Raw genomic sequence first — 20,789 nt, 5'->3', positions numbered from 1 at the left:
CGATTTGCTTGTTAAATATCCTGTCATGCCCCATAAAAAAAATACCCAGATCGGAAATACACAACCTTGTTTTGACGAACCCGATTTGCAACTAGCCGTAATAGATTTAAGTCCTGAATTTCAAATTGAATCGCATCAATTAAGTAAACTCCGGGTTCATTTTTTTTTCAGCTTGAATATTCCGATTAATTTTAGATTTAGTCCATTTTATAGCCGCAAACTTGAGCCAGAAAAGATATTTATCATTTACAATCCTGATAAAGAATTAGAATGCAGTTTTGAATGTTTATCCCCTTCATCAATCATTTGGTTGCATTTAAGCCTTCAAAAGTTACACCAGCTCTACAGTCCGGAAACTCAGGCAGCCCCTATTTTTAATCCTTCCTTTACTCATTCTAAATCCTATGAAGAAAAAGACGCACCGGCAGAATTAATGGTTGTACTTAACCAGGTGTTACAAAAAAGTAAGTTGCAAAATTACAGTCGCTTATTTTTTCAAGCTAAAATACTGGAAATATTCAGTTTACTCTATTCTGAAAAAACACAAACTACTGAAAATTGTCCGTTTCTAAAAAATGAGACCACTGTGCGAAAAATTAAAGCTGCGAAAGAAATTTTAATAAAAAATTATCGTAAACCACCTACAATTCCTGAACTTGCTAAGCAAGTTCAGCTAAATGAATTTCAATTAAAAACCGGATTTAAAGAAATTTATGGACAAGGTCCCTATCATTTTCTGATGGCTCATAAATTAGAATTAGCTAAACAATTATTAAGCTCCGGCAATTACCAGGTTCAAGAAGCAGCTTTTGAAATTGGGTATAGCAATACCAGCCATTTTATAGAAGCATTTAAAAAACAATTTGGAGTGACACCAAAAAAGCTAAGCAGTAATTCCTGAAATCTAAATTCCTTGTTGTTGTTTCTTAACCATTGTTAAAATAGTAGCAATCGCTACCGTTTCATTTGACTGATCGATCACTTCAACTAACCAACGGACAATTCCGCACTTCACTTCTTCCTGAATATCTGATTCGTTTTTCGCAGGAATTTTAATTGTATTATCCTGATCTACTTTTTCTTTTACGGTCAACTTTACACCGATGGTCATGCCCGGATAAACCGGTTTTGTAAATCGACATTCATCAATTCCGTAATTCAATAATACCGGACCTTTTTTTGCATCGACAAACAAACCAGCTGCTTTGGATAAAATAAAATACCCGTGTGCTACTCTGCCCGTAAATAAAGTTCCTTCCAAAGAAGTTGCATCCATGTGTGCATAAAAGTTATCCCCACTAACGTTTGCGAAATTGGTAATATCAGCTTCCGAAACGGTATGATTTGCAGTAATCAGTTGATCTCCAACTTGCAATTCTTCAAAATATTTTCTAAAAAGATGGATTGGAGTTTGATTTGCAATGGCACCTTGTTGATATACTTGAGTAATCGCTGTCAACATTTCTGGTGAACCTTGCAAAGCCACACGTTGCATGTAATGCTTTACTCCGCGAATACCACCCATTTCTTCACCACCTCCAGCGCGGCCCGGTCCGCCATGCATTAACAAAGGCATTGGGGAACCGTGACCTGTACTCTCTTTTGCACATCGTTCGTTAAGAATTAAAATCCTGCCATGATGGCTTCCTGCATGAAGTGCATATTCACTTGCAATTTTAGGATCGTTTGTAACAATGGATGAAACTAATGAACCCTTACCCAACTTAGAAATTGCTACTGCCTCTTCTGTTGTATTATATCCTAATATCGTACTCACTGGTCCAAATGCTTCCAGTTCATGAGATATTAAATTTTTAAATGGATATTCATTTAATAAAAGGATGGGAGACATAAATGCACCGGCTTTAGAATCTGTTCCAATAATTTCTGGAAAATCTAAAGTTCCGTATACTATTTTAGAAAATTCACTTAACTGAGCTACCCGTTCTTTTACTTCATTCAATTGGGCAATTCCTGCCAATGAACCCATGCGTACTTCTTCTGATTCCGGATTTCCAATGATGGTTTTTTGCAATCGTTGTGACAAGGCAGTTTGAACTTCCGCAATCCATTGTTGAGGTACAATAATTCGTCGAATGGCGGTACATTTCTGACCACACTTTGCAGTCATTTCCCGATGGACTTCCTTGATAAATAAATCAAAATTTGCGGAACCAGGTGCTGCATCCAAACCTAAAACACACGCATTCAATGAATCCGCTTCCATATTAAAAGGGACCGATTCATTTAGAATTTGTGGATGCGATTTAAGCATACGTCCTGTACTCGCCGAACCTGTAAAGGTTACTACATCCTGATTGGAAACTGAATCTAAAATTGAATGCGCGGATCCACAAATCAATTGCAAAGCACCAGCAGGTAAGATGCCGGATGCTATGATATCTTTAACAACTGCTTCTGCTAAAAATGTTGTGATGGTTGCTGGTTTTACAACTGCCGGAACTCCTGCTAACAAATTGACAGAAATTTTTTCCAGCATACCCCAGACAGGAAAGTTGAATGCATTGATATGAATTGCAACCCCTTCCTTGGGTACCATAATGTGTTGCCCAATAAAGCTGCCGTTTTTAGATAAACCAGCCATTTCACCATCTACATAAAAAGATTGGTTGGGAAATTTTCTTCGAAGACTTGAATATGCAAATAAAGTACCGATTCCTCCATCGATATCTATCCAACTATCTGTTTTGGTTGCACCTGTTTTATAACTAAGCGGATAATAATTTAATTTCCGTTCAGAAAGATATAAAGCCAATGCCTTTAACATTCTGCCTCTTTCCTGAAAGCTCATGGCTCGCAATGCTGGACCGCCTTGAGATCTGGCATAATGAAGCATGGCTGAAAAATCAAGTCCTTTACTCGATACCGATGCAATGGGTTCGCCATTGATTGCATTTAATAAAATTTGACCATCTCCATCGCCTTCAATCCAGGATCCTAATGCAAAACTTTGTAGTTTACTCATAGATTATTTAGTTATTGTGTAATGCCAAATTGATTTAAGTGATGCCAAGCATGTTTGTAAAGTAGTCCTACCCAATGTTCGTAATCAAGATCTCCAAAAAATGGATTTCTAATAATACCTTGAGGATTCTTTGACCAGGTTTCAAAAAAATGATTTACTTCTGTTTCTAGTTCAGCAATACTTTCCTCCAATACTTGCTTTTCAACTGGGAGTGGTTCATCTGGAAGTAAAATGTTTTTTGTATTTTCTTTAAAAGGCAGATCCGAAATAACAAAAGCCTGCGCTTTTAAAATTCGTTCATCCGGAGTAAGTATGCTGGTATAAATATCCCTTCCATTTCCCATTCGAAATGCCTGGGTCATATGTTCGATCATTTGATGCACATTCATTTTTCCCCATTTCCGATTGCTGTTTGGATTTAAACTCCGGATCAAAGGAAGGTATTCATTTTTAAGAAAATTTTCTTTCATGTCAAGTCTTAAAACAAAAACTAAGTATTAAAAAAAAAAAAAAATTAGAATTTCATAAACAAATCATTATACACTGAACTAAAAATTCGCAATTCGTAATTTGTAATTCGTAATTCATAATTCGTAATTCGCAATTCGTAATTGATCAAACTCTTTCCAACACACAAGCATATCCCTGTCCAACTCCAATACACATGGTAACCAATGCAAATTTCTTTTGCTGCACATGCAATTCAATGGCTGCTGAATACAACAAACGCGCACCCGACATACCCAAAGGATGTCCAAGGGCTATTGCGCCCCCATTCGGATTTAAGCGAGGATCATTCCATTCCATGTTCCATTCTTTTAGACAAGATAAAACTTGTGCTGCAAAGGCTTCATTTAATTCAATAAGATCCATGTCATCCAATCTTAATCCTGCCCTTTTTAGTGCGATTGCACTTGCAGGTACCGGTCCGATGCCCATAATAGATGGTTCGACTCCGCTGACACCAGAAGAAACAATGCGAGCTAATGGTTTCAGTTGATTTTGTTGTATTGCTTTTTCGGATGCCAGCAAGATGGCTGCTGCACCATCATTCAAGCCGGATGCATTACCGGCAGTTACCGTTCCATTCAATTTATCGAATGCAGGTTTTAAATTAGAGAGTGTTTCTATACTTGTTGATCCTTTTATAAATTCATCTTTGTCGAATATCGAAACATTACCATTTTTGGAATGCAACTCAATTGGATGAATTTCTTTTTCTAAACGACCGGACTGTTGTGACGCAAACGCTTTTTGCTGACTGTGAAATGCAAACGTATCTTGAGCCTCTCTCGATATTAAATACTTTTTTGCCAGATTTTCTGCAGTTTCCCCCATCGCTTCTGTACCATAAAGGGCTTTCATTTTGGAATTAATAAACCGCCACCCAAAGCTGCTGTCTGCCATTTCAGCATCTCTTCCAAAAGGAGTGGATGTTTTTGAAATAACCCATGGACCCCGTGTCATGTTTTCGACTCCCCCGGCAATAATCAACTCTGCTTCATGAGACCGTATTGCATGAAAGCCATTAACCGCAGCTGCCAAACCTGAAGCACACAATCGATTGACAGTTTCTCCAGGAACGCTCCAGGGTAAACCAGCCAGTAATAAGGCCATCCGGGCAATGTTGCGGTTATCTTCACCCGCCTGGTTGGCGCAACCCATTAATACATCATCAACGAGCATTGGATCCAAAGTTGGATTCAATTCTAGCAACCATTTAAGGGGAAGTGCTGCTAAATCATCTGTACGAATGTTTGCCAAACTTCCGCCAAATTTACCAATGGGTGTGCGGATGCCATTGACAAGGTAACATTCGTTCATATTAAATAATTATATAATATATTATAAAAAATCGGAGCAATTGTTAGACAAAATTAGCGAATTTATACTAACCGGATTGTCCATACAGACAGCAAAACAATATGCTCGTGAGAAGGTTTATGCAGGTCAAATCCCAGCTTAGATTAAGCAAGGGTTCCGCCACAGCTGCTGCCGGAACCTGCAGTGCATCCAAAACAATGTTGGTTGACTACAATCTCACGGTGCAACAGCTCTTCAGCATTAAAATCATTGATGTGTTGAGAAGTTCCCAGTACTTTCAAATCCAGCATTTGGTTAAAATCACAATCATAAATGTATCCATCCCATCCAATACTCAAGGTATTTCTGCACATGACATTTGATGCTGCAACCGGATTGTATGATTGAATGAGTTTATTCATATAGTTTTCATAATTTCCACTTACCAATAAATAATCCAGATACCTGCTGATAGGCATGTTGGTAATTGTATACAACTGATTGAAAACTATATTAAAATCCCGTTGTAAACTTTGTTTAAATTCTTTTTCAAGAATGGATTGATCAGCTGGTAAAAATGCTCCGGAAGGATTATAAACTAAATTTAAAATCAGTCCACTGTCTGGCAGTCCATAACCAACATTATTTAACATTTGTAAAGCTGCAATGGAATCTTCAAAAACTCCATCTCCCCGTTGTTTGTCGGTACGATCCTTAGAATAAAAAGGCAATGAAGAAATCACTTCCACCTGATTTGATTTATAAAAATCAGGTAAATCATGATACTTCTTATTGGCGCGAAGAATGGTTAAATTACATCGAACCATCACATGAATCCCAAGTGCTTTGATTTGTTCTACAAACCAACGGAAGTGCGGATTCATTTCCGGAGCCCCACCGGTTAAATCAACTGTAGTAAACAGCTTATTTGCTTGCAAAATTTTCAAACAAGCTTCCATGGTGCTCTGCGTCATGATCTCCTTACGATCCGGACCTGCATCTACGTGACAATGTTTACAGGTTTGATTACACATTTTACCAATATTAATCTGAAAGATTTCCAGATTTTTTGGACGCAATGGATAGAGATTAGACTCAATCAATTTTTGAGTGAAGGGAATTAAATTCGCTTCATGTTCTAATAAATTAATCTGATACCCTGAATCTGCCAATGCATGATGCATTGCTTTTAAACTTTTCATACTTTGAATGCCCTACTAATTACATACTGATTTCTTTCACTTTATTCATCATCTGAACTCCGTGAACCAAAGAAGCACCTCCACGGATAGCGGCTGCAACATGCACGGCCTCCATCATTTGTGCTTCACTATATCCTTTTTCATAGGCATCTGTACTATATGCATCGATACAATACGGACATTGGACCGCATGAGCTACTGCCAATGCAATCAATGATTTTTCACGAACCGTTAAAGCCCCTTCATTAAATACATCTCCATACCAGGAAAAAAATTTGTCAGCAAGATCCTTTTTAAATTCTCCTATATTTCCAAATTTGGATAAATCAGCTGCGTTGTAATAGTGATTGCTCATTTTAATTAATTTGCTGCAAATATAATTGAATCCTGCACTATATTTATAAGGGAACAATTAATGAATACAGCCTTTAAAATCAATCGACTTAGTTAAATTAATAAAACCTGCCGGATGTTGTACTGGAATCGTTACCATTTTAAAAATTGAGATCTCATACAAGGATCCAAAATAAAAATTAAACTAACCAATTCATCCTTTAAAATTCCTGTTTCAAGCAGGACAATGAAGCTTTTAACATAATACATAGAACATTTTAATTGCATACCCATTATAGCTGAGTTAGCATGCAGATCATGTTAATTGTGTACTAGTTAAAATGGTGTTAAAATGAAATTAGCTTATTAAATCGTTGAAACAATTTGAATGAAAAATACATTTACTTACATTAAATAAAAAACTTAAATTAATTGCAATGAAACAAATGACTTTACTATGCTTTTTAGGAACCCTATTTTTGGTTCAATCTGGTTTTAAACCGGCCGTTGTATCACATAAAGTGGATTTACAACAATCTTCTGTATCCTGGACAGGTTATAAAGTTTCAGGAAAACACCAGGGATCCATTCAAATGAAATCTGGTGAATTGAAATTTGATAATACCAAACTTGTTGGTGGAAATTTTGAAATTGACATGACCAGTATTACCTGTTCGGATTTAACTGGAGAATATGCAGATAAATTAGTCGGACATTTAAAAAGCGATGACTTTTTTGGTACTGCGAATCATCCAACTGCAAAATTTGTAATTACTCAAGCAATTCACCAAGGGAAAGATCTTTATAAAATATCTGGTGATTTAACCATTAAAGGAACTGCAAAACCTATTAAATTTTCTGCAACAGTTAAAGAAGAAAATGGCAGCAAAATTGCGAATGCAGAAATAAAAATTGACCGTGCTGATTACAACGTAAAATATGGTTCAGGATCCTTTTTTGAAAACCTGGGGGACAAAACCATTTTTGATGAATTTGATATCAATGTAAAGCTTGTTACCAAGAAATAACAAATTAAATTATTTTATAATATATAAACCGCTGCAATTATTTGCAGCGGTTTTTTTATGTTCATACTTGACCTTCATATCAAACATTTCGTATATTTGAAATGACAAAACGTTTTTTTCAAACAAAACAAAAAATTTATGAACACAAAAACATTGATTTCTGGCCTACTGGGCGGGGTATGTTATTTCCTCCTGGGATGGTTGATTTATGGGGTCTTACTGAAAGATGCTATGAACAGCTCTATGGGTTCCGCCACCGGTGTCATGAGAGGGCATGATGATATGCTTCTTTGGGCAATTGCCTTAGGCAATATTGCAACGGGTTTAGGAATGGCTTACATTCTTGGTAACTGGGCAGGTGTAACCAGCTGGGCAGGTGGTGCCAAAGCTGCAGCTACGGTTGGAGCTTTGTTTGCAATTGGATACGACCTGATTATGTATGCAACCAGCAATATGATGGAGCTCAATGGCATCTTTATGGATGTTCCAATTTCAATTTTTATGTCTGCGTCTGCCGGTGCTGTAATTGGTTGGTGGCTTGGCAGATCTTAATTTCTTAATTTTTTAATTACAAACAAACGATTATGAATTCAAAAATTATAATTGCCGCAGTTATTGGCGGTTTATCGTCTTTCCTTTTAGGATGGCTATTTTATGGAATCCTATTTAAAGAAGCCTTGGCTGGAATGGCTGGTTCAGCAACCAATGTAATGCGAGCAGACAGTGAAATGGTTTGGTGGGCATTGATTGTAGGTAATCTAGTCATTGGCTACCTGGTTGCTTTTATGTGGAGCAGTTGGGCAGGCATCACCACCTTTATGGGAGGAGCTAAAGCGGGAGCTATTATTGGCTTTCTTTTTTCATTTGGTTGGGACATGCTGATGTACGGTACAACCAATTGCATGCAAATGAGCGGAGCCCTTTTAGATGTCATGATTTCTACCATCATGTGGGCCATTTCTGCCGGACTTGTCGGCTGGTGGTTGGGAAGATCTTAATTGAATAATCACATTTTTTATAAACCGTTGGAGTTCGCTTCAACGGTTTTTTTATTTCCATTCGGTATCCTTTACAAAAACTAGTCCTTTAAATAAAGCCACTATGACCTCCTTTTGATTGCGAACTACTACATCGTAATTTCCCAAAGTTTTGGTTCTCGATACTTCCTTGGCTTCTGCAGTTAATTCGTCTCCTTCAAAAATAGGCCGAACATGATTTACCGAACACTCTATCGATACCGCATGCTTACCATGGCTGTTGCAGGCAAATGCAAAAGCACTGTCTGCTAATGAAAAACTAATCCCGCCGTGTGCGACCCCAAATCCGTTCAACATTTCTTTGCGAACCTTCATCCGAACTTTTGCATACCCCAAGCCCTCTTCAATTCGCTCAATCCCCAACCACAAACTAAAAGGATCATTAAAATACATCTGATCCACAATTTCCGTTACTCTGGATTTTGAATTCATGCCATCAATTTTATTCAAAAGTAATCAATGAATGGATCATTTATAAAATCCGGACCTAAAACCCCTTGAAGTTATAATAATACAATACCCTAGCATTTACAATTGCTCAAATTCTTAATTCAGATTTAATTGTTTAACTTTGATTAAGTACTTCGTTCACATGAAAAAAACAACTTGCTTTTTACTATTAACCACCTGCTATTTTGTGAATGTTTTTTCTCAAACATCCTATAATGGAATGTATTCAGGACAGGTCAATGGAGATCAGGTTAAGCTCAATTTGCAACTTGTTTCTGCCAATCAGTATCAAGGAGCTATGGAAGACAGCCAACAAAAATTCAACATCAAAGCTGAATTAAAAGAATCTCAATTAGTAGGATTCGCAACTGAGGTATCCATGGGACTTGATTTTCAATTTAGCGCAAAGTTGGAATCACATCAATTAATCGTCTCTTTATTTTTAGCAGAAATTGGAATGACAGAACCTCTGGTATTTAACTTGATACGAGATCAACAAGCATCTGATGCTAAGCCACCTGCTCATTCAAATTCAAGCCAAGGCAACCAGTCCATAAATTTTAAATTTCCAAAAGATGCTCAACATCATCCTGAACTAAGCGGAATTTGGAGAAAAGAAGAACAATACAATTCCGGATTTGGAGATACTTATATGGGTGCAAGTTCAAGTCAAAAATTAATCCTTTACAGCAACGGCGCAGTAGCCGATGGAGGATCGCAAACAAATTTGAGTGGATCCAATTATTTAGGACAAAGTGAAGGTGGATTTCAGGCATTGCCCAATGTATTTTGGTACAATGTTTCCAATCAACTGTATCTGGTTTCTATCGAAGATGGCAAAACCAATACTGTCCATCTCGGAAAATATTATATAGAAAATGGCGCAATGCTGATTACCAGTAGCAACGGAACAAAATCACTGTTTTATAAGGAATAATTAAATTGTACTTGGCTTGGATTATTCTTACTTTGGCAACTCTGCGCACATCATAAAGTAACCATCTGCAAAATACATCAAATCCGTCTGCTCATCAATTGTGATATCTGATATCAGCGGATCGTCATACAATTTATTATAATTTGGTGAACTGTACTTATGTAACAGTTTTCCGGTTGATGCATCTAAAATAAAGATCCTTCCATCTGAATAATATAACCTGTTTTTATAATAGGTCAATTTTCCATTTGATCCCGCACCGGTTTCTTCATTCTTGGTATTGGACCAAATTAACTTTCCAGTATATTGATCCAATGCAAATACATGACCAGAACTTGAAGAACTTAAAAATATTTTTGAATCAGCTATTAATAGATCTGATCTAACAAATGCCTTGTCATTAAAAAGATACTTCCAAATTATCGCTCCAGTCTTCAAATCCAGACAATAAACCCCATACGCAACCTGGTAATAAATTCTGTCGTCTATTGTTTTGGTCGTACGATCGTGCTTTACATCTTCGATTGAATCCAGTTGCCACTCATACTTATTAAGAGTGTAGTTATAACAGAAGATATTTATTCTGCTAATCCAATAACTTTTGGTTTCACGTCGCCAGCATCTGCCAATTAATAAAATATGCCCATCCCTATTTTTGTAAATTTCAGGTGCTATCAATAAAGGGTCCCCAAAACTATCTACCTGAAATTTAATGATCGGAAACAGGGATAGATTTTCTAAATTTAAAGAATAAATTTGGGAGTTGTAAATTCTTGTCTCACCAGGATCTGTAAATCTTCCTATTGGGAAAGCCATATTATCAAATACATACCCTCCATAAACATTACCAAAAAGATCACGTTGCGACTTTAAATGAAAATTTTTAACCGTTTGCCCTGTTTGCCAATCAATAGTATAAAAAGCCTCCATAGAACAACAATAAATTGAATTGGAGAATGATTGACACCAGCGAACATCTTCCCCATTCTCAGGAAATAAATAGTCATTCCAGACCCAATTTATGGCTCCTGTGTGCTTATTAAATGCATAGATTGGTTCAATTTCAGTTGAGAGTAAATCGTATTTTGATGAAATTACCTGGTCATCTTTTATTAATGGTTTTGAATTGTATCGTGAAATAAAATCATCAGACAATAATTGCTTCCATTTTATAACAAGAGTATCTTTTGGAACAACTGGCGGTAAATCCGGAATTACAATATCATCGCTACAGTTTGAAAACAAAACAACCACAAATAGAAATAAATTCAATTTCATTTCTTATTTTCGAGGTGTTTGAAAAAATGAATCATAAACTTGCATACCAGTTCCAATTTCTCCATACAACAACTCATCCATTCGTAATTTTGTATTTGAATCATTTCTCATTTGTTGGTGGTTGCTTTTTAGCATTTCTCTTCGATTGGTACATCCAGGAAAATTTTGCGCCGATTGTGCTGGTACCACTGCATCAGACTGATCAATTTGTCCAAAAATAACTAATTCAGTAATTTGATATTAATTTATACATGCAATATAAGACAAACAATCCAATTACAAAAGTCCCTGACTGGGTCTGTATCGCTCTTCCTTATAATTCAAATACAAGCGATTCATGGTATCAATACAATGTTGTTTTCCAATTTCTTCGCCCCAGGACAATAAGCCTTTTGGATAATTGACGCCCTTGGTCATAGCCGCTTCAATATCCTGATAGCTTGCCAATTTATAATACAAAGCATCGTAGGCTTCATTGATCAGAATGACTAAAATACGCCAGGCAATATTTTTAATTAATTCAGGGTCGCTTGCATTGGGCACTGGCAATTCTTTTGAATAATCATAATACCCTTTCCCTGTTTTTTTTCCCAACCAATTTGCAGCCACTAAATTGCGTTGCGTAAATGAAGGTTTGTATCGGCTTTCAAAAAAACAAGACTCCCAAACAGAATGGGTCACCGCATAATTTATATCGTTGCCAATAAAATCCATCAGCGCAAAAGGTCCCATTTTAAAACCATAAATACTGGTCATGGCATAATCAATGCTGGCAAAATCTGCAAAGCCTTCTTCGTAGATACGTATCGCTTCTGAATAATACGGACGCGCTATACGGTTTACAATAAAACCGGGTGTGTCCTTTGCCACTACCGGCCATTTTGACCAGGACTCCATGAGAGATTGCAATGAATCTACATGAATCCGATTGGTTTGAACAGCCGGAATGATTTCAACCAATGGCATTAATGGTACCGGGTTAAAAAAATGCAGTCCAATAACGCGCGATGAATTGTTGCACGCTGCGGCCAATGCTGAAATACTCAATGAAGAGGTATTGCTTGCAAGTATGCATTCTGTTGAAACAACCGATTCCAGCTTTGAATATAAACTTTTTTTGACTTGTAAATTTTCAACGATGGCTTCAATAATTAAATGACAGGATTCAAAAGCTTGCAACTGGTTGACAAAATAAAGCCGACCCATGATCGCCACAGCTTCCTGTGGAGTTAATTTGGATTTCTCTACCAGCTTATTACATACCTCTTGTAATTTTTTTTGTGCAGCTTGCATGGCTGACTCCATTTCATCATACAAGATCACTTCATGACCAGATTGTGCTGCAAGTTGAGCAATTCCAATGCCCATGGTACCTGCACCTATGACTCCTATTTTAAATGTTTTCATGAATTGATGGTCTTACTTGCCTTTAAAAACTGGCAACCGTTTTTCCAAAAACGCCTGCGTTCCTTCTGTGTAATCTGCCGTCTCACCGGCTTCTTTTTGATACTTTAATTCGGCCTGTAATTGTTCTTCTAAATTATTGCTAAAACTTTGATTCAATAATTTTTTAGTCAAAGCCAATGCTTTGGTTGGCATTTGTGCAATTTTAAGTGCAAGCTTGTGAAACTCCTCTTTAAACTCATCATCTTTAAACATTTTATAAATCATTCCTGATTGGAATGCTTCACTGGCTGTACATTTATCGCCTGTCATTATTAAAGCTGAAGCTTTATTCCACCCTATCAATCTGGGCAAGAAATAACTGCCACCGCTATCTGGTACCAATCCAATTTTTGAAAATGCCTGAATGAATGAAGCCGATTCACTGGCAACCACCACATCACATGCCAATGCTATGTTGGCACCTGCTCCGGCAGCAACCCCATTTACAGCAGCAAGTACCGGCTTATCCAGATTTCTGATTTTTAGAATGATTGGATTGTAATGTTCTTTCAATATTTTTTCCAATCCAGGTCCGTTTGGATCCATGGCCTCCTGTAAATCTTGTCCGGCACAAAATGCTTTCCCTGTTCCTGTAATCACTACACAACGTACGGAATCATCTGCTTGAATGGCATCCAATAATTGAATTAATTCCATAGCCATTCCACGATGAAATGAATTAAAAACTTGTGGCCGATTTAAGGTAATCCAGGCTATTGAATCTTCCAATTGATAATTTATAAATTCCATACTTTCAAATATACGCATTAATGACATTTAAAATAATCGAAGGGCTCTTTGCAATCCAAACATCGGTAAAGTGCCTTGCAGGCTGTCGAACCAAACTCGCTGATTTTTTCCGTGTGTTCTGACTGACATCTCGGACAAGCAACCGCAATTTCTTTTTCGAATAATGCCGGAATGCGTCCTGAAAATCCAACAGGAGCTGCAATGCCGTATTCTATTAATTTTTGTTTTCCATTGGCACTCATCCAATCGGTAGTCCAGGCTGGACTTAAAATCGTTTCGATGCTTACTGAAATTTTTTCTGCATCAAAGGCCGCTTGCAAATTCATTTCTATCAATTTCATTGCAGGGCAACCGGTATAAGTAGGTGTGATTTGAATTTTAACGTGTTCATTGAGGATTTCTACCTTGCGAATAATTCCCAAATCAACGACACTCAATACGGGAACTTCAGGATCCAATACAGTTTCTAAAATTTCGAAAATATGTTCCCTTGTGATCATCTTGTTTATTATCAAAAAAAGGCTGGACCTCTATCCATATATAAACCTTTACCAGGTCAATCCCGGATAGGAGCGTTGCATGTATTGCATATCTGCTAAAATATAACCCATGGCTTCTGTGTGAATACCTGTTTTTCCCCCTGATTGCATCCACTGATTTTGAGGTTGAACCAAAGTTGCTTCAACAAGGACTTGCTGTACTTTCTGATTCCAGCTGTTTTGAATTAAGCTTAAATCTGGTGCTACTTGTTCTTCCAACATGCTTTGCTCGTATGTGGCGGGTGTAAATAATTCTCCAGTATAGGACCATAATTCGTCCAAAGCCGTTTGCATTTTTTGATGTGAAACGGAGGTGCCATCACCCAATCGGATGACCCATTCTGCACTCCATTTTAAATGATAAGCTGTTTCTTTCACCGTTTTTTCTGCGATTGCTGCAAGCTTAGGATCTGCACTGTTTTTTAAAGCAGTATAATAGGGAAAATGAAAAGCTTCCAATAAAAACTGCCTGCCAACAGAATATGCAAAATCAACATTTGGATGTTCAGCTAACAATACATTTTTAAATTCACGCTCATCTCTTAAAAAAGCAAGCCGATCTTCATCTGTTTCTGTTTCAGAAAGAGTAGCAATGTATTGATAAAGTAATCTGGAGCGACCTATGTAATCCAATGAAATATTGGTCATGGCAATGTCTTGCTCTAAAACCGGTCCATGGCCACACCATTCCCCAAGGCGTTGACCCAATATCAATGCAGTATCCGCAAGATAAAGCAGGTAATCAATTTTATGTTGAGAATTGGTATTCATTTACATGTGTTTTACTTCATCCGGCAAATCGTAAAAAGTAGGATGCCTATAAATTTTATCCAAAGCAGGTTCAAAAAAGGGATCACTATCTACCGGATCCGAAGCACTAATATATTTTGATTCAACAACCCAGATACTAATGCCTTCCTGCCTGCGCGTATAAACATCTCGCGCATTTTCAATCGCCATTTGTGCATCTGCTGCATGCAGACTTCCAACATGTTTGTGATTCAATCCAGATTTGCTCCGGATAAATATTTCAAATAAGGGCCAATTTTTCATAGGAGGTTTTTTTGCTGTAGGATTATTAGACTATTAGACTGTTGGGCTGTTAGACTGTTGGGCTGTTGGGCTGTTGGTAAATAAAATCATTGTAATTCTTAATTCGTAATTCTTAATTCTTAATTTTTAATTCTTAATTACATTTCTCCCTCCTCTTCTCCGCATAAGCTACCGCAGCATCCCGAACCCATTCACCATTTTCATAGGCTTTAATTCGGTCATGCAGACGTTGTTTATTGCAAGGACCATTTCCTTTGACGACATTCCAAAATTCATCCCAATTAATTTTTCCAAAATCATAGGATTTGCGTTCTTCATTCCACTTCAAATCCGGATCTGGAATTTTCAAACCAATTAATTCAGCTTGTGGAACGGTCATATCAATAAATCGTTGGCGTAATTCGTCATTAGAAAAGCGCTTTATTTTCCACTTAATACTTTGAGCAGAGTGAGTTGAATCATTATCATTCGGACCAAACATCATGATACTTGGCCACCACCATCGGTTTAAAGCATCTTGAGCCATATTTTTTTGTACCTCGGTTCCTTTGGAAAGCGTCAGCATAATTTCATAACCTTGCCGTTGATGAAAACTTTCTTCTTTACAAATCCGGATCATGGCTCTTGAATAAGGTCCGTAGGAAGTTCGGCATAAAGGGATTTGATTCATAATGGCCGCTCCATCAACCAACCAGCCAATGGCACCCATGTCTGCCCAGGTCAATGCCGGATAATTAAAAATCGAAGAATATTTTGCTTTGCCCGTATGTAATTCATTGAGTAATTCTTCCCGATCAATTCCCAGGGTTTCACACGCACTGTATAAATACAATCCATGACCTGCTTCATCTTGAATTTTTGCTAACAAGATGGCTTTACGTTTTAAACTGGGAGCTCGGGTAATCCAGTTTCCTTCAGGAAGCATCCCAACGATTTCAGAATGAGCATGCTGGCTGATTTGTCGAATCAAAGTTTTACGATAGGCCTCAGGCATCCAATCTTTAGCTTCAATCCGTTCTTCTTTATCAATTTTTTCCTGAAAATGTCCTTCCAAATCAATGCGCATCATAGGCTGTACTATTTACTACTAGGTTCAATTAATTAAATGCTTGTTATTTGTCAAAATTGACTTCAATTTTTGAAGATTTAGGAAAAGATTGGCAACTTAAAATATATCCATTTTCAATTTCATCAACTTCCAATCCATAATTAACCATCATTTCTACATCGCCTTTTACAAGTTTGGTTTTGCAAGTACAACAAACTCCCCCCTTGCATGCATAAGGTAAATTTGCACCTTGCTTTAAAGCTGCATCCAATAAATTATCTGTATTGAATGGTAAATTAAATTCAAAGGTGCGTCCATCCAAGGTCATCCGTACCAAACAGTTGTCTGATTCAGCAGCATGATCAAAATGTGGTTTTGGTTTTTGGATTTGCACCCCAAACAATTCCATATGGATATGATGAGGATCCACTCCCATTTGCTGAAGTTGTTCGCGGAGTTCAAGGATCATGGTTTCTGGTCCGCACATGAAAAACTCATCGATGTCTTCAATTTTAAAGATGCTTTGGGCAAATCGTTTTAATTTCTCTGCATTGATTCTACCGTGAAATAATTCTTCTTCAGTTTCTTCCCTGGAAAGTAAAAAATGAAGCGCAAGTCGTTCTTTATTTAAATTTTTTAGCGCTAATAATTCTTCCAGAAATATGATTTGCTCCGTTCGTTGACTGCCATAAAATAATAGTACAGAACTTTCGGGCTCTACCTTTAAAATTTGTTTAATAATTCCCAGTATCGGTGTGATGCCACTTCCCGCTGCAAAAAATACATAGCGCTTGGATTGGGCTGGATTCAGTTTTGTAAAAAATCGTCCAGCGGGTACCTGAACGGAAAGGACATCTCCAATTTTAAGTTGTTGATTCACAAAACAACTAAAAACCCCGTTGTGTACTTCTTTAACTGCAATACGCCATTTTTTTTCAAAAGGGGCTGAACACAAGGAATACGATCTGCGTAAAAGTTGACCATTTAGTTCCTTTTCCAGACTAATGTATTGGCCCTGTGTATATTGAAAAATATCATGTAATGAATCCGGAACTGCAAATTCAACACTTACACAATCATCGGTTTCGCGGCTTATATTTTGTACTCTTAACTCGTACAATTCATGTGACATAGCGCAAATTTACCATAATCACAGCAGAGTTCAAAAATCAAATATTCAAACAAATTCTTTTTGGAAAAATGTAAATTATTAAAATTTAATCCCCATAAACAGAGGCTTTTCCAAATTTTTCTACTAAAAGGTAATAAAAAATTGCCCGATACTTATTGCGATTACTGGAGCCAAACTGGGCTACAACTTCTGCCAAAGCCTCTTCAATGGCTTGGTCATCGGTTATTCCTAATTTTCCATTTAAAAAACTGGTTTTAACCCGATTCATTTCATCCGGATCAGAACTGGACACCAGGGCGGCATCGTCGCTGTATAAACTTGGACCGAGGCCTTTTGCAACCTTTGAAAACAAGTCCAGATTTATATTCAAGCCCAATTTAGTTGCTTCACCAAGCAGAAAATCTAATTTATCATCAAACGCACTCATAAAATTTTGGTTTATTTGTCCTAAAGTTACTACGAAATCCATTTCAATAGAATACAATTTTAAATAAACCATCCCTCACATAAAATGCTTTTTATACCAGTCATATCAACTTACAACAGCATTCAAAATGCTTTAAAGAAAATACACCACAAACGTAATTGCTCATCTAATTTTTTCATTCAATTCGTAATCCTGGTCAGTTGTATAATTTTTGATTGGAGCATTAAAGTACAGGCTCAAACGCCTTATTTTCAGCAACGATTGGATTACACAATCCAGCTTAGCCTGGATGATCAAAACCATGCGCTCTCAGCATTCCTCAAAATAAAATATGTAAACAACAGTCCGGATTTATTGGATAAAATTGGATTTCATTTATGGCCGAATGCTTATAAGAATCAAAAAACTGAATTTGCCAGACAGAAAATACGACAAGGAGATTTAAAATTTTACCACGCAAATGCATCGGAAACAGGATACATAGACAGCCTCCAATTTAAAGTAAACGGTTTAAATGCTGTCCTCGATCAAACCAATTTGCCGGAAGATATGGCCTGGCTCCAATTACCCGAGGTATTGCATCCCGGTGACAGTGTATTAATTGAAACCCCGTTTTATGTAAAAATACCCACAACAGTTAGTAGAATGGGGCATATTGGACAAACTTACCAAATCAGTCAATGGTATCCAAAGCCAGCTGTGTACGATCGCAAAGGCTGGCACCTAATGCCCTATCTGGATCAAGGTGAATTTTATTCTGAATTTGCTCAATTCAATGTGCAAATAACACTTCCACAAAATTACATTGTTGCCGCAACGGGAACTTTGGAAACTGCAAACGAACACGAATATATCAATCAACGAATCCAATTCACCAAGGATGTTCTTTCAAATAAAACGGAGGCAGACAGTCTGTTTTTAGCTGAGTCTGCAGGTCAATTTAAAACGATTCAATTTGCAGCTAAAGATGTTCATGATTTTGCCTGGTTTGCTGACAAATCCTTCTTGATTCAACAGGATACAGTGCAACTAACAAACGTACGTTCGGTATTGTGTCAAAGTTATTTTACTTCGCCAGATCTTTGGGATGAATCCATACATTCCGTTAAAAAATCCATCCGATTTTATTCAGAACAATTAGGACCCTATCCTTATCCTCAAGCAAGTGCTGTTGAAAGCAGTTTGGGTGTAGGTGGTGGTATGGAATACCCCATGATTACCGTGATCGGTCCAAGTTATAGTAAAACGTATTTAGACGAAGTCATTGCGCATGAAGTCGGACATAATTGGTTGTATGGAATTTTAGCAAGCAATGAACGTGAACATCCGTTTATGGATGAAGGGATCAATACATTTTATGAGAACCAGTATGTTCGTGGTGTGGATGTACCGTCAACATACGTTGAACTAACAGGTCCTTTAAAAAAGATTACAGGCAATACCAATTTTAAACAATTACAGTATCAATTATTTGCAAAACAAGCCATAGATCAATACCCAAACAAGCATTCTAAAATGTTTAGTGAATTAAACTATGGGCTGGATGTATATTATAAAACAGCATGGTTTTTTGAATATGTAGAAAAATATCTAGGAAAGACAACATTTAAAGAAATTATGCAATCTTACTATGAAACCTGGAAATTTAAACATCCCTATCCGGAAGATTTGCATAATATTTTCCATCAAAAAACATTCAGCAATTATTCCTGGCTGTTTGATGGATTGCTTAGTTCAGAAAGAAAATGTGATTATGCTTTGTCTAAAATAAAAACTAAGGGAGATAGTGTATCGGTAACCATCTGCAACAGAAAATCAATTGATGCACCGATTCAAATTGGTATGATTAAAAATGACAGCGTGGTCTATGTAAAATGGATTGATGGATTTAAAGGTTTGAAAACAATACACCTTCCCAAAATACCTTTTGATTATATCAGCCTGGACCCAGACCACATTTCATTTGATTTAAATGATTACAACAATTACACCAGGCCAAAAGGAATTTTTAAAAAAACCGAAGCGCTAAAATTCCATTTGTTTCCCTTGATTGATCAAAACCATCAAACAGATATTGGTTTAACACCCTGTCTGGGATACAATCAATACAATGGTTTTCAAATTGGAATGTTCATTTCTAAACCCTGGCTTCCCAGTCAAAATTTCAGAATTGATCTATTGCCGTTATATAGTTTAAAAAGCAATTCGTTAAGTGGCCAATCCAAACTAAGTTATATCTGGTATATAGCGGATCAATCCATTCATTCAATCAAGCTTGGATTAAATTTAAAAACCTATGCATACAATGAATTACTAGGAAACACATTAGCATATTACCAATTAAGCCCTTACCTAAAATTTGATTTTAGTCATGAAGCCTATTTAAACCGAACCTCAAACATCCAATGGACCAGTTATTTTATCAAGGATGAATACCTTCGCTTTAATGATAGTTTAACAAACCATGGGACAGTATCAGATTTCTGGCGTTCAGCGCATAAACTAAACTATCAATACAATCAGTTTTCAATTTTAGGAAATTCCGAATTGGCTTTACACCTAAACTTTTACAAACATGGGTTGGTTTACGGTGGAACACAATCCCTTGTCAACCTTGAAATGCAATTTCTGAAGGAGTTCCGTTATAGTAATAAGCGCTATTTTTCATCCAGGATGTATGTATCGTGTTACCCATACAATAGTGAACGACATTCCGATGCAATTTCCAGTCGCTCTAAATCGACTTCTTATGTTGGATCGACTGGCCTGGCATTTCAAAATTATTTAGATGGTGAAAATGAAGCCCTCTTTCTTGGAAGATCAGCAGATCATGGATTGAGTTCCCAACAAATTTTTATTCGCCAGGGCGGATTTAAGTTGAATCATGGAGCAAGTCAACGTGATAATATTGGGAATAGCAATCGATTTATAGCTTCCTTGAACCTAACAACGGATTTACCAATTCCAAAAATTGGCAGTTTTATTAAACCTTATTTAGATTTAGGGTATTACGATCAAAAACAAATAGAATCAAAAAACAGAATTATTTATAGTGGTGGAATCCAGTTGAATTTACTGTATGATCGGTTTTGTATTTACTTCCCATTGGTTAATTCAGCGTATATTAATACATTGTACAATTCTGTTGAAAACAATTCCTATTGGAACCGAGTTAGCTTTTCAATTAACTTACAAATTCCTGAGTTTAGAGAATTGTTAAAACATATTCAGATTTAAAAATATAAACCATTGAGGTATAAATTACTCATTGGGAATATTACAAAATAGACTTCACAGCTGCATGCAATAACTTGTTGCATGAATTATCGAAACCTGGTAA

21 protein-coding genes are annotated in these 20,789 nt (G+C 36.8%); 6 read left to right on the top strand and 15 right to left on the bottom strand.

What is annotated here, in order from left to right:
* The first annotated feature begins 25 nt into the window (after positions 1 to 25).
* Positions 26 to 901, top strand: coding sequence for a helix-turn-helix transcriptional regulator (locus tag IPJ80_09250; protein MBK7913670.1), 876 nt, complete (start codon positions 26 to 28; stop codon positions 899 to 901).
* Positions 902 to 904: 3 nt separating this feature from the next.
* Here IPJ80_09250 and paaZ read toward each other — a convergent pair whose 3' ends face one another.
* The 5 genes from paaZ to IPJ80_09225 all read right to left on the bottom strand — a co-directional run bounded on the left by paaZ (position 905) and on the right by IPJ80_09225 (position 6,346).
* Positions 905 to 2,986: a phenylacetic acid degradation bifunctional protein PaaZ gene (paaZ, locus tag IPJ80_09245; protein ID MBK7913669.1), complete on the bottom strand. Its 2,082-nt coding sequence runs from the start codon at positions 2,984 to 2,986 to the stop codon at positions 905 to 907.
* 11 nt (positions 2,987 to 2,997) lie between these two features.
* The gene (locus IPJ80_09240; protein ID MBK7913668.1) at positions 2,998 to 3,456 is read right to left on the bottom strand and encodes a hypothetical protein; all 459 of its coding nucleotides are present in this window, start codon (positions 3,454 to 3,456) and stop codon (positions 2,998 to 3,000) included.
* A 145-nt stretch (positions 3,457 to 3,601) separates the two neighbouring features.
* Positions 3,602 to 4,810 carry an acetyl-CoA C-acyltransferase gene (locus IPJ80_09235; GenBank protein ID MBK7913667.1) on the bottom strand — a complete coding sequence of 403 codons (1,209 nt, stop codon included), beginning with the start codon at positions 4,808 to 4,810 and terminating at the stop codon, positions 3,602 to 3,604.
* A gap of 143 nt (positions 4,811 to 4,953) precedes the next feature.
* Positions 4,954 to 5,991: an arsenosugar biosynthesis radical SAM protein ArsS gene (gene arsS, locus IPJ80_09230; protein MBK7913666.1), complete on the bottom strand. Its 1,038-nt coding sequence runs from the start codon at positions 5,989 to 5,991 to the stop codon at positions 4,954 to 4,956.
* Positions 5,992 to 6,010: 19 nt separating this feature from the next.
* On the bottom strand, positions 6,011 to 6,346 hold the full coding sequence (locus IPJ80_09225) for a carboxymuconolactone decarboxylase family protein (protein ID MBK7913665.1): 336 nt from the start codon (positions 6,344 to 6,346) through the stop codon (positions 6,011 to 6,013).
* A gap of 415 nt (positions 6,347 to 6,761) precedes the next feature.
* Here IPJ80_09225 and IPJ80_09220 point away from each other — a divergent pair, with 415 nt between their 5' ends.
* The 3 genes from IPJ80_09220 to IPJ80_09210 all read left to right on the top strand — a co-directional run bounded on the left by IPJ80_09220 (position 6,762) and on the right by IPJ80_09210 (position 8,350).
* Positions 6,762 to 7,352, top strand: a complete 591-nt coding sequence (locus IPJ80_09220; GenBank protein MBK7913664.1) for a YceI family protein — start codon at positions 6,762 to 6,764, stop codon at positions 7,350 to 7,352.
* A 138-nt stretch (positions 7,353 to 7,490) separates the two neighbouring features.
* Positions 7,491 to 7,904, top strand: coding sequence for a hypothetical protein (locus tag IPJ80_09215; protein MBK7913663.1), 414 nt, complete (start codon positions 7,491 to 7,493; stop codon positions 7,902 to 7,904).
* A 32-nt stretch (positions 7,905 to 7,936) separates the two neighbouring features.
* Complete coding sequence (locus tag IPJ80_09210; GenBank protein ID MBK7913662.1) at positions 7,937 to 8,350, top strand: DUF1761 domain-containing protein; 414 nt, start codon at positions 7,937 to 7,939, stop codon at positions 8,348 to 8,350.
* Between the two features lie 51 nt (positions 8,351 to 8,401).
* Here the strand turns inward: IPJ80_09210 and paaI are convergent, their stop codons facing one another.
* A complete protein-coding gene (gene paaI / locus IPJ80_09205) occupies positions 8,402 to 8,821 on the bottom strand; it encodes a hydroxyphenylacetyl-CoA thioesterase PaaI (GenBank protein ID MBK7913661.1) in 420 nt (139 codons plus the stop codon).
* A gap of 160 nt (positions 8,822 to 8,981) precedes the next feature.
* Here paaI and IPJ80_09200 point away from each other — a divergent pair, with 160 nt between their 5' ends.
* On the top strand, positions 8,982 to 9,776 hold the full coding sequence (locus IPJ80_09200) for a hypothetical protein (GenBank protein ID MBK7913660.1): 795 nt from the start codon (positions 8,982 to 8,984) through the stop codon (positions 9,774 to 9,776).
* Positions 9,777 to 9,803: 27 nt separating this feature from the next.
* Here IPJ80_09200 and IPJ80_09195 read toward each other — a convergent pair whose 3' ends face one another.
* The 9 genes from IPJ80_09195 to IPJ80_09155 form a co-directional block, all read right to left on the bottom strand.
* A complete protein-coding gene (locus IPJ80_09195) occupies positions 9,804 to 11,054 on the bottom strand; it encodes a PQQ-binding-like beta-propeller repeat protein (GenBank protein ID MBK7913659.1) in 1,251 nt (416 codons plus the stop codon).
* A 276-nt stretch (positions 11,055 to 11,330) separates the two neighbouring features.
* Positions 11,331 to 12,461: an NAD(P)-binding domain-containing protein gene (locus tag IPJ80_09190; protein MBK7913658.1), complete on the bottom strand. Its 1,131-nt coding sequence runs from the start codon at positions 12,459 to 12,461 to the stop codon at positions 11,331 to 11,333.
* A 12-nt stretch (positions 12,462 to 12,473) separates the two neighbouring features.
* Complete coding sequence (locus IPJ80_09185; protein MBK7913657.1) at positions 12,474 to 13,250, bottom strand: enoyl-CoA hydratase/isomerase family protein; 777 nt, start codon at positions 13,248 to 13,250, stop codon at positions 12,474 to 12,476.
* A gap of 17 nt (positions 13,251 to 13,267) precedes the next feature.
* The gene (paaJ, locus tag IPJ80_09180) at positions 13,268 to 13,750 is read right to left on the bottom strand and encodes a phenylacetate-CoA oxygenase subunit PaaJ (GenBank protein MBK7913656.1); all 483 of its coding nucleotides are present in this window, start codon (positions 13,748 to 13,750) and stop codon (positions 13,268 to 13,270) included.
* Positions 13,751 to 13,798: 48 nt separating this feature from the next.
* Positions 13,799 to 14,560 carry a phenylacetate-CoA oxygenase subunit PaaC gene (gene paaC, locus IPJ80_09175; protein ID MBK7913655.1) on the bottom strand — a complete coding sequence of 254 codons (762 nt, stop codon included), beginning with the start codon at positions 14,558 to 14,560 and terminating at the stop codon, positions 13,799 to 13,801.
* Positions 14,561 to 14,842 carry a 1,2-phenylacetyl-CoA epoxidase subunit B gene (gene paaB / locus IPJ80_09170; protein ID MBK7913654.1) on the bottom strand — a complete coding sequence of 94 codons (282 nt, stop codon included), beginning with the start codon at positions 14,840 to 14,842 and terminating at the stop codon, positions 14,561 to 14,563.
* Between the two features lie 133 nt (positions 14,843 to 14,975).
* Positions 14,976 to 15,911 carry a 1,2-phenylacetyl-CoA epoxidase subunit A gene (gene paaA / locus IPJ80_09165; protein ID MBK7913653.1) on the bottom strand — a complete coding sequence of 312 codons (936 nt, stop codon included), beginning with the start codon at positions 15,909 to 15,911 and terminating at the stop codon, positions 14,976 to 14,978.
* 43 nt (positions 15,912 to 15,954) lie between these two features.
* Positions 15,955 to 17,022, bottom strand: a complete 1,068-nt coding sequence (locus tag IPJ80_09160; GenBank protein ID MBK7913652.1) for a 2Fe-2S iron-sulfur cluster binding domain-containing protein — start codon at positions 17,020 to 17,022, stop codon at positions 15,955 to 15,957.
* Positions 17,023 to 17,107: 85 nt separating this feature from the next.
* Positions 17,108 to 17,449 (bottom strand): DUF2853 family protein, encoded by a 342-nt coding sequence (locus IPJ80_09155; GenBank protein MBK7913651.1) that lies wholly within the window; start codon positions 17,447 to 17,449, stop codon positions 17,108 to 17,110.
* 84 nt (positions 17,450 to 17,533) lie between these two features.
* Here IPJ80_09155 and IPJ80_09150 point away from each other — a divergent pair, with 84 nt between their 5' ends.
* On the top strand, positions 17,534 to 20,686 hold the full coding sequence (locus tag IPJ80_09150; protein MBK7913650.1) for a M1 family metallopeptidase: 3,153 nt from the start codon (positions 17,534 to 17,536) through the stop codon (positions 20,684 to 20,686).
* The last annotated feature ends 103 nt before the right edge of the window (positions 20,687 to 20,789 follow it).

This window comes from Saprospiraceae bacterium (assembly GCA_016714025.1).
Classification (GTDB): Bacteria; Bacteroidota; Bacteroidia; order Chitinophagales; family Saprospiraceae; genus Vicinibacter.
This window is presented reverse-complemented; position numbering and strand designations above follow the sequence as displayed.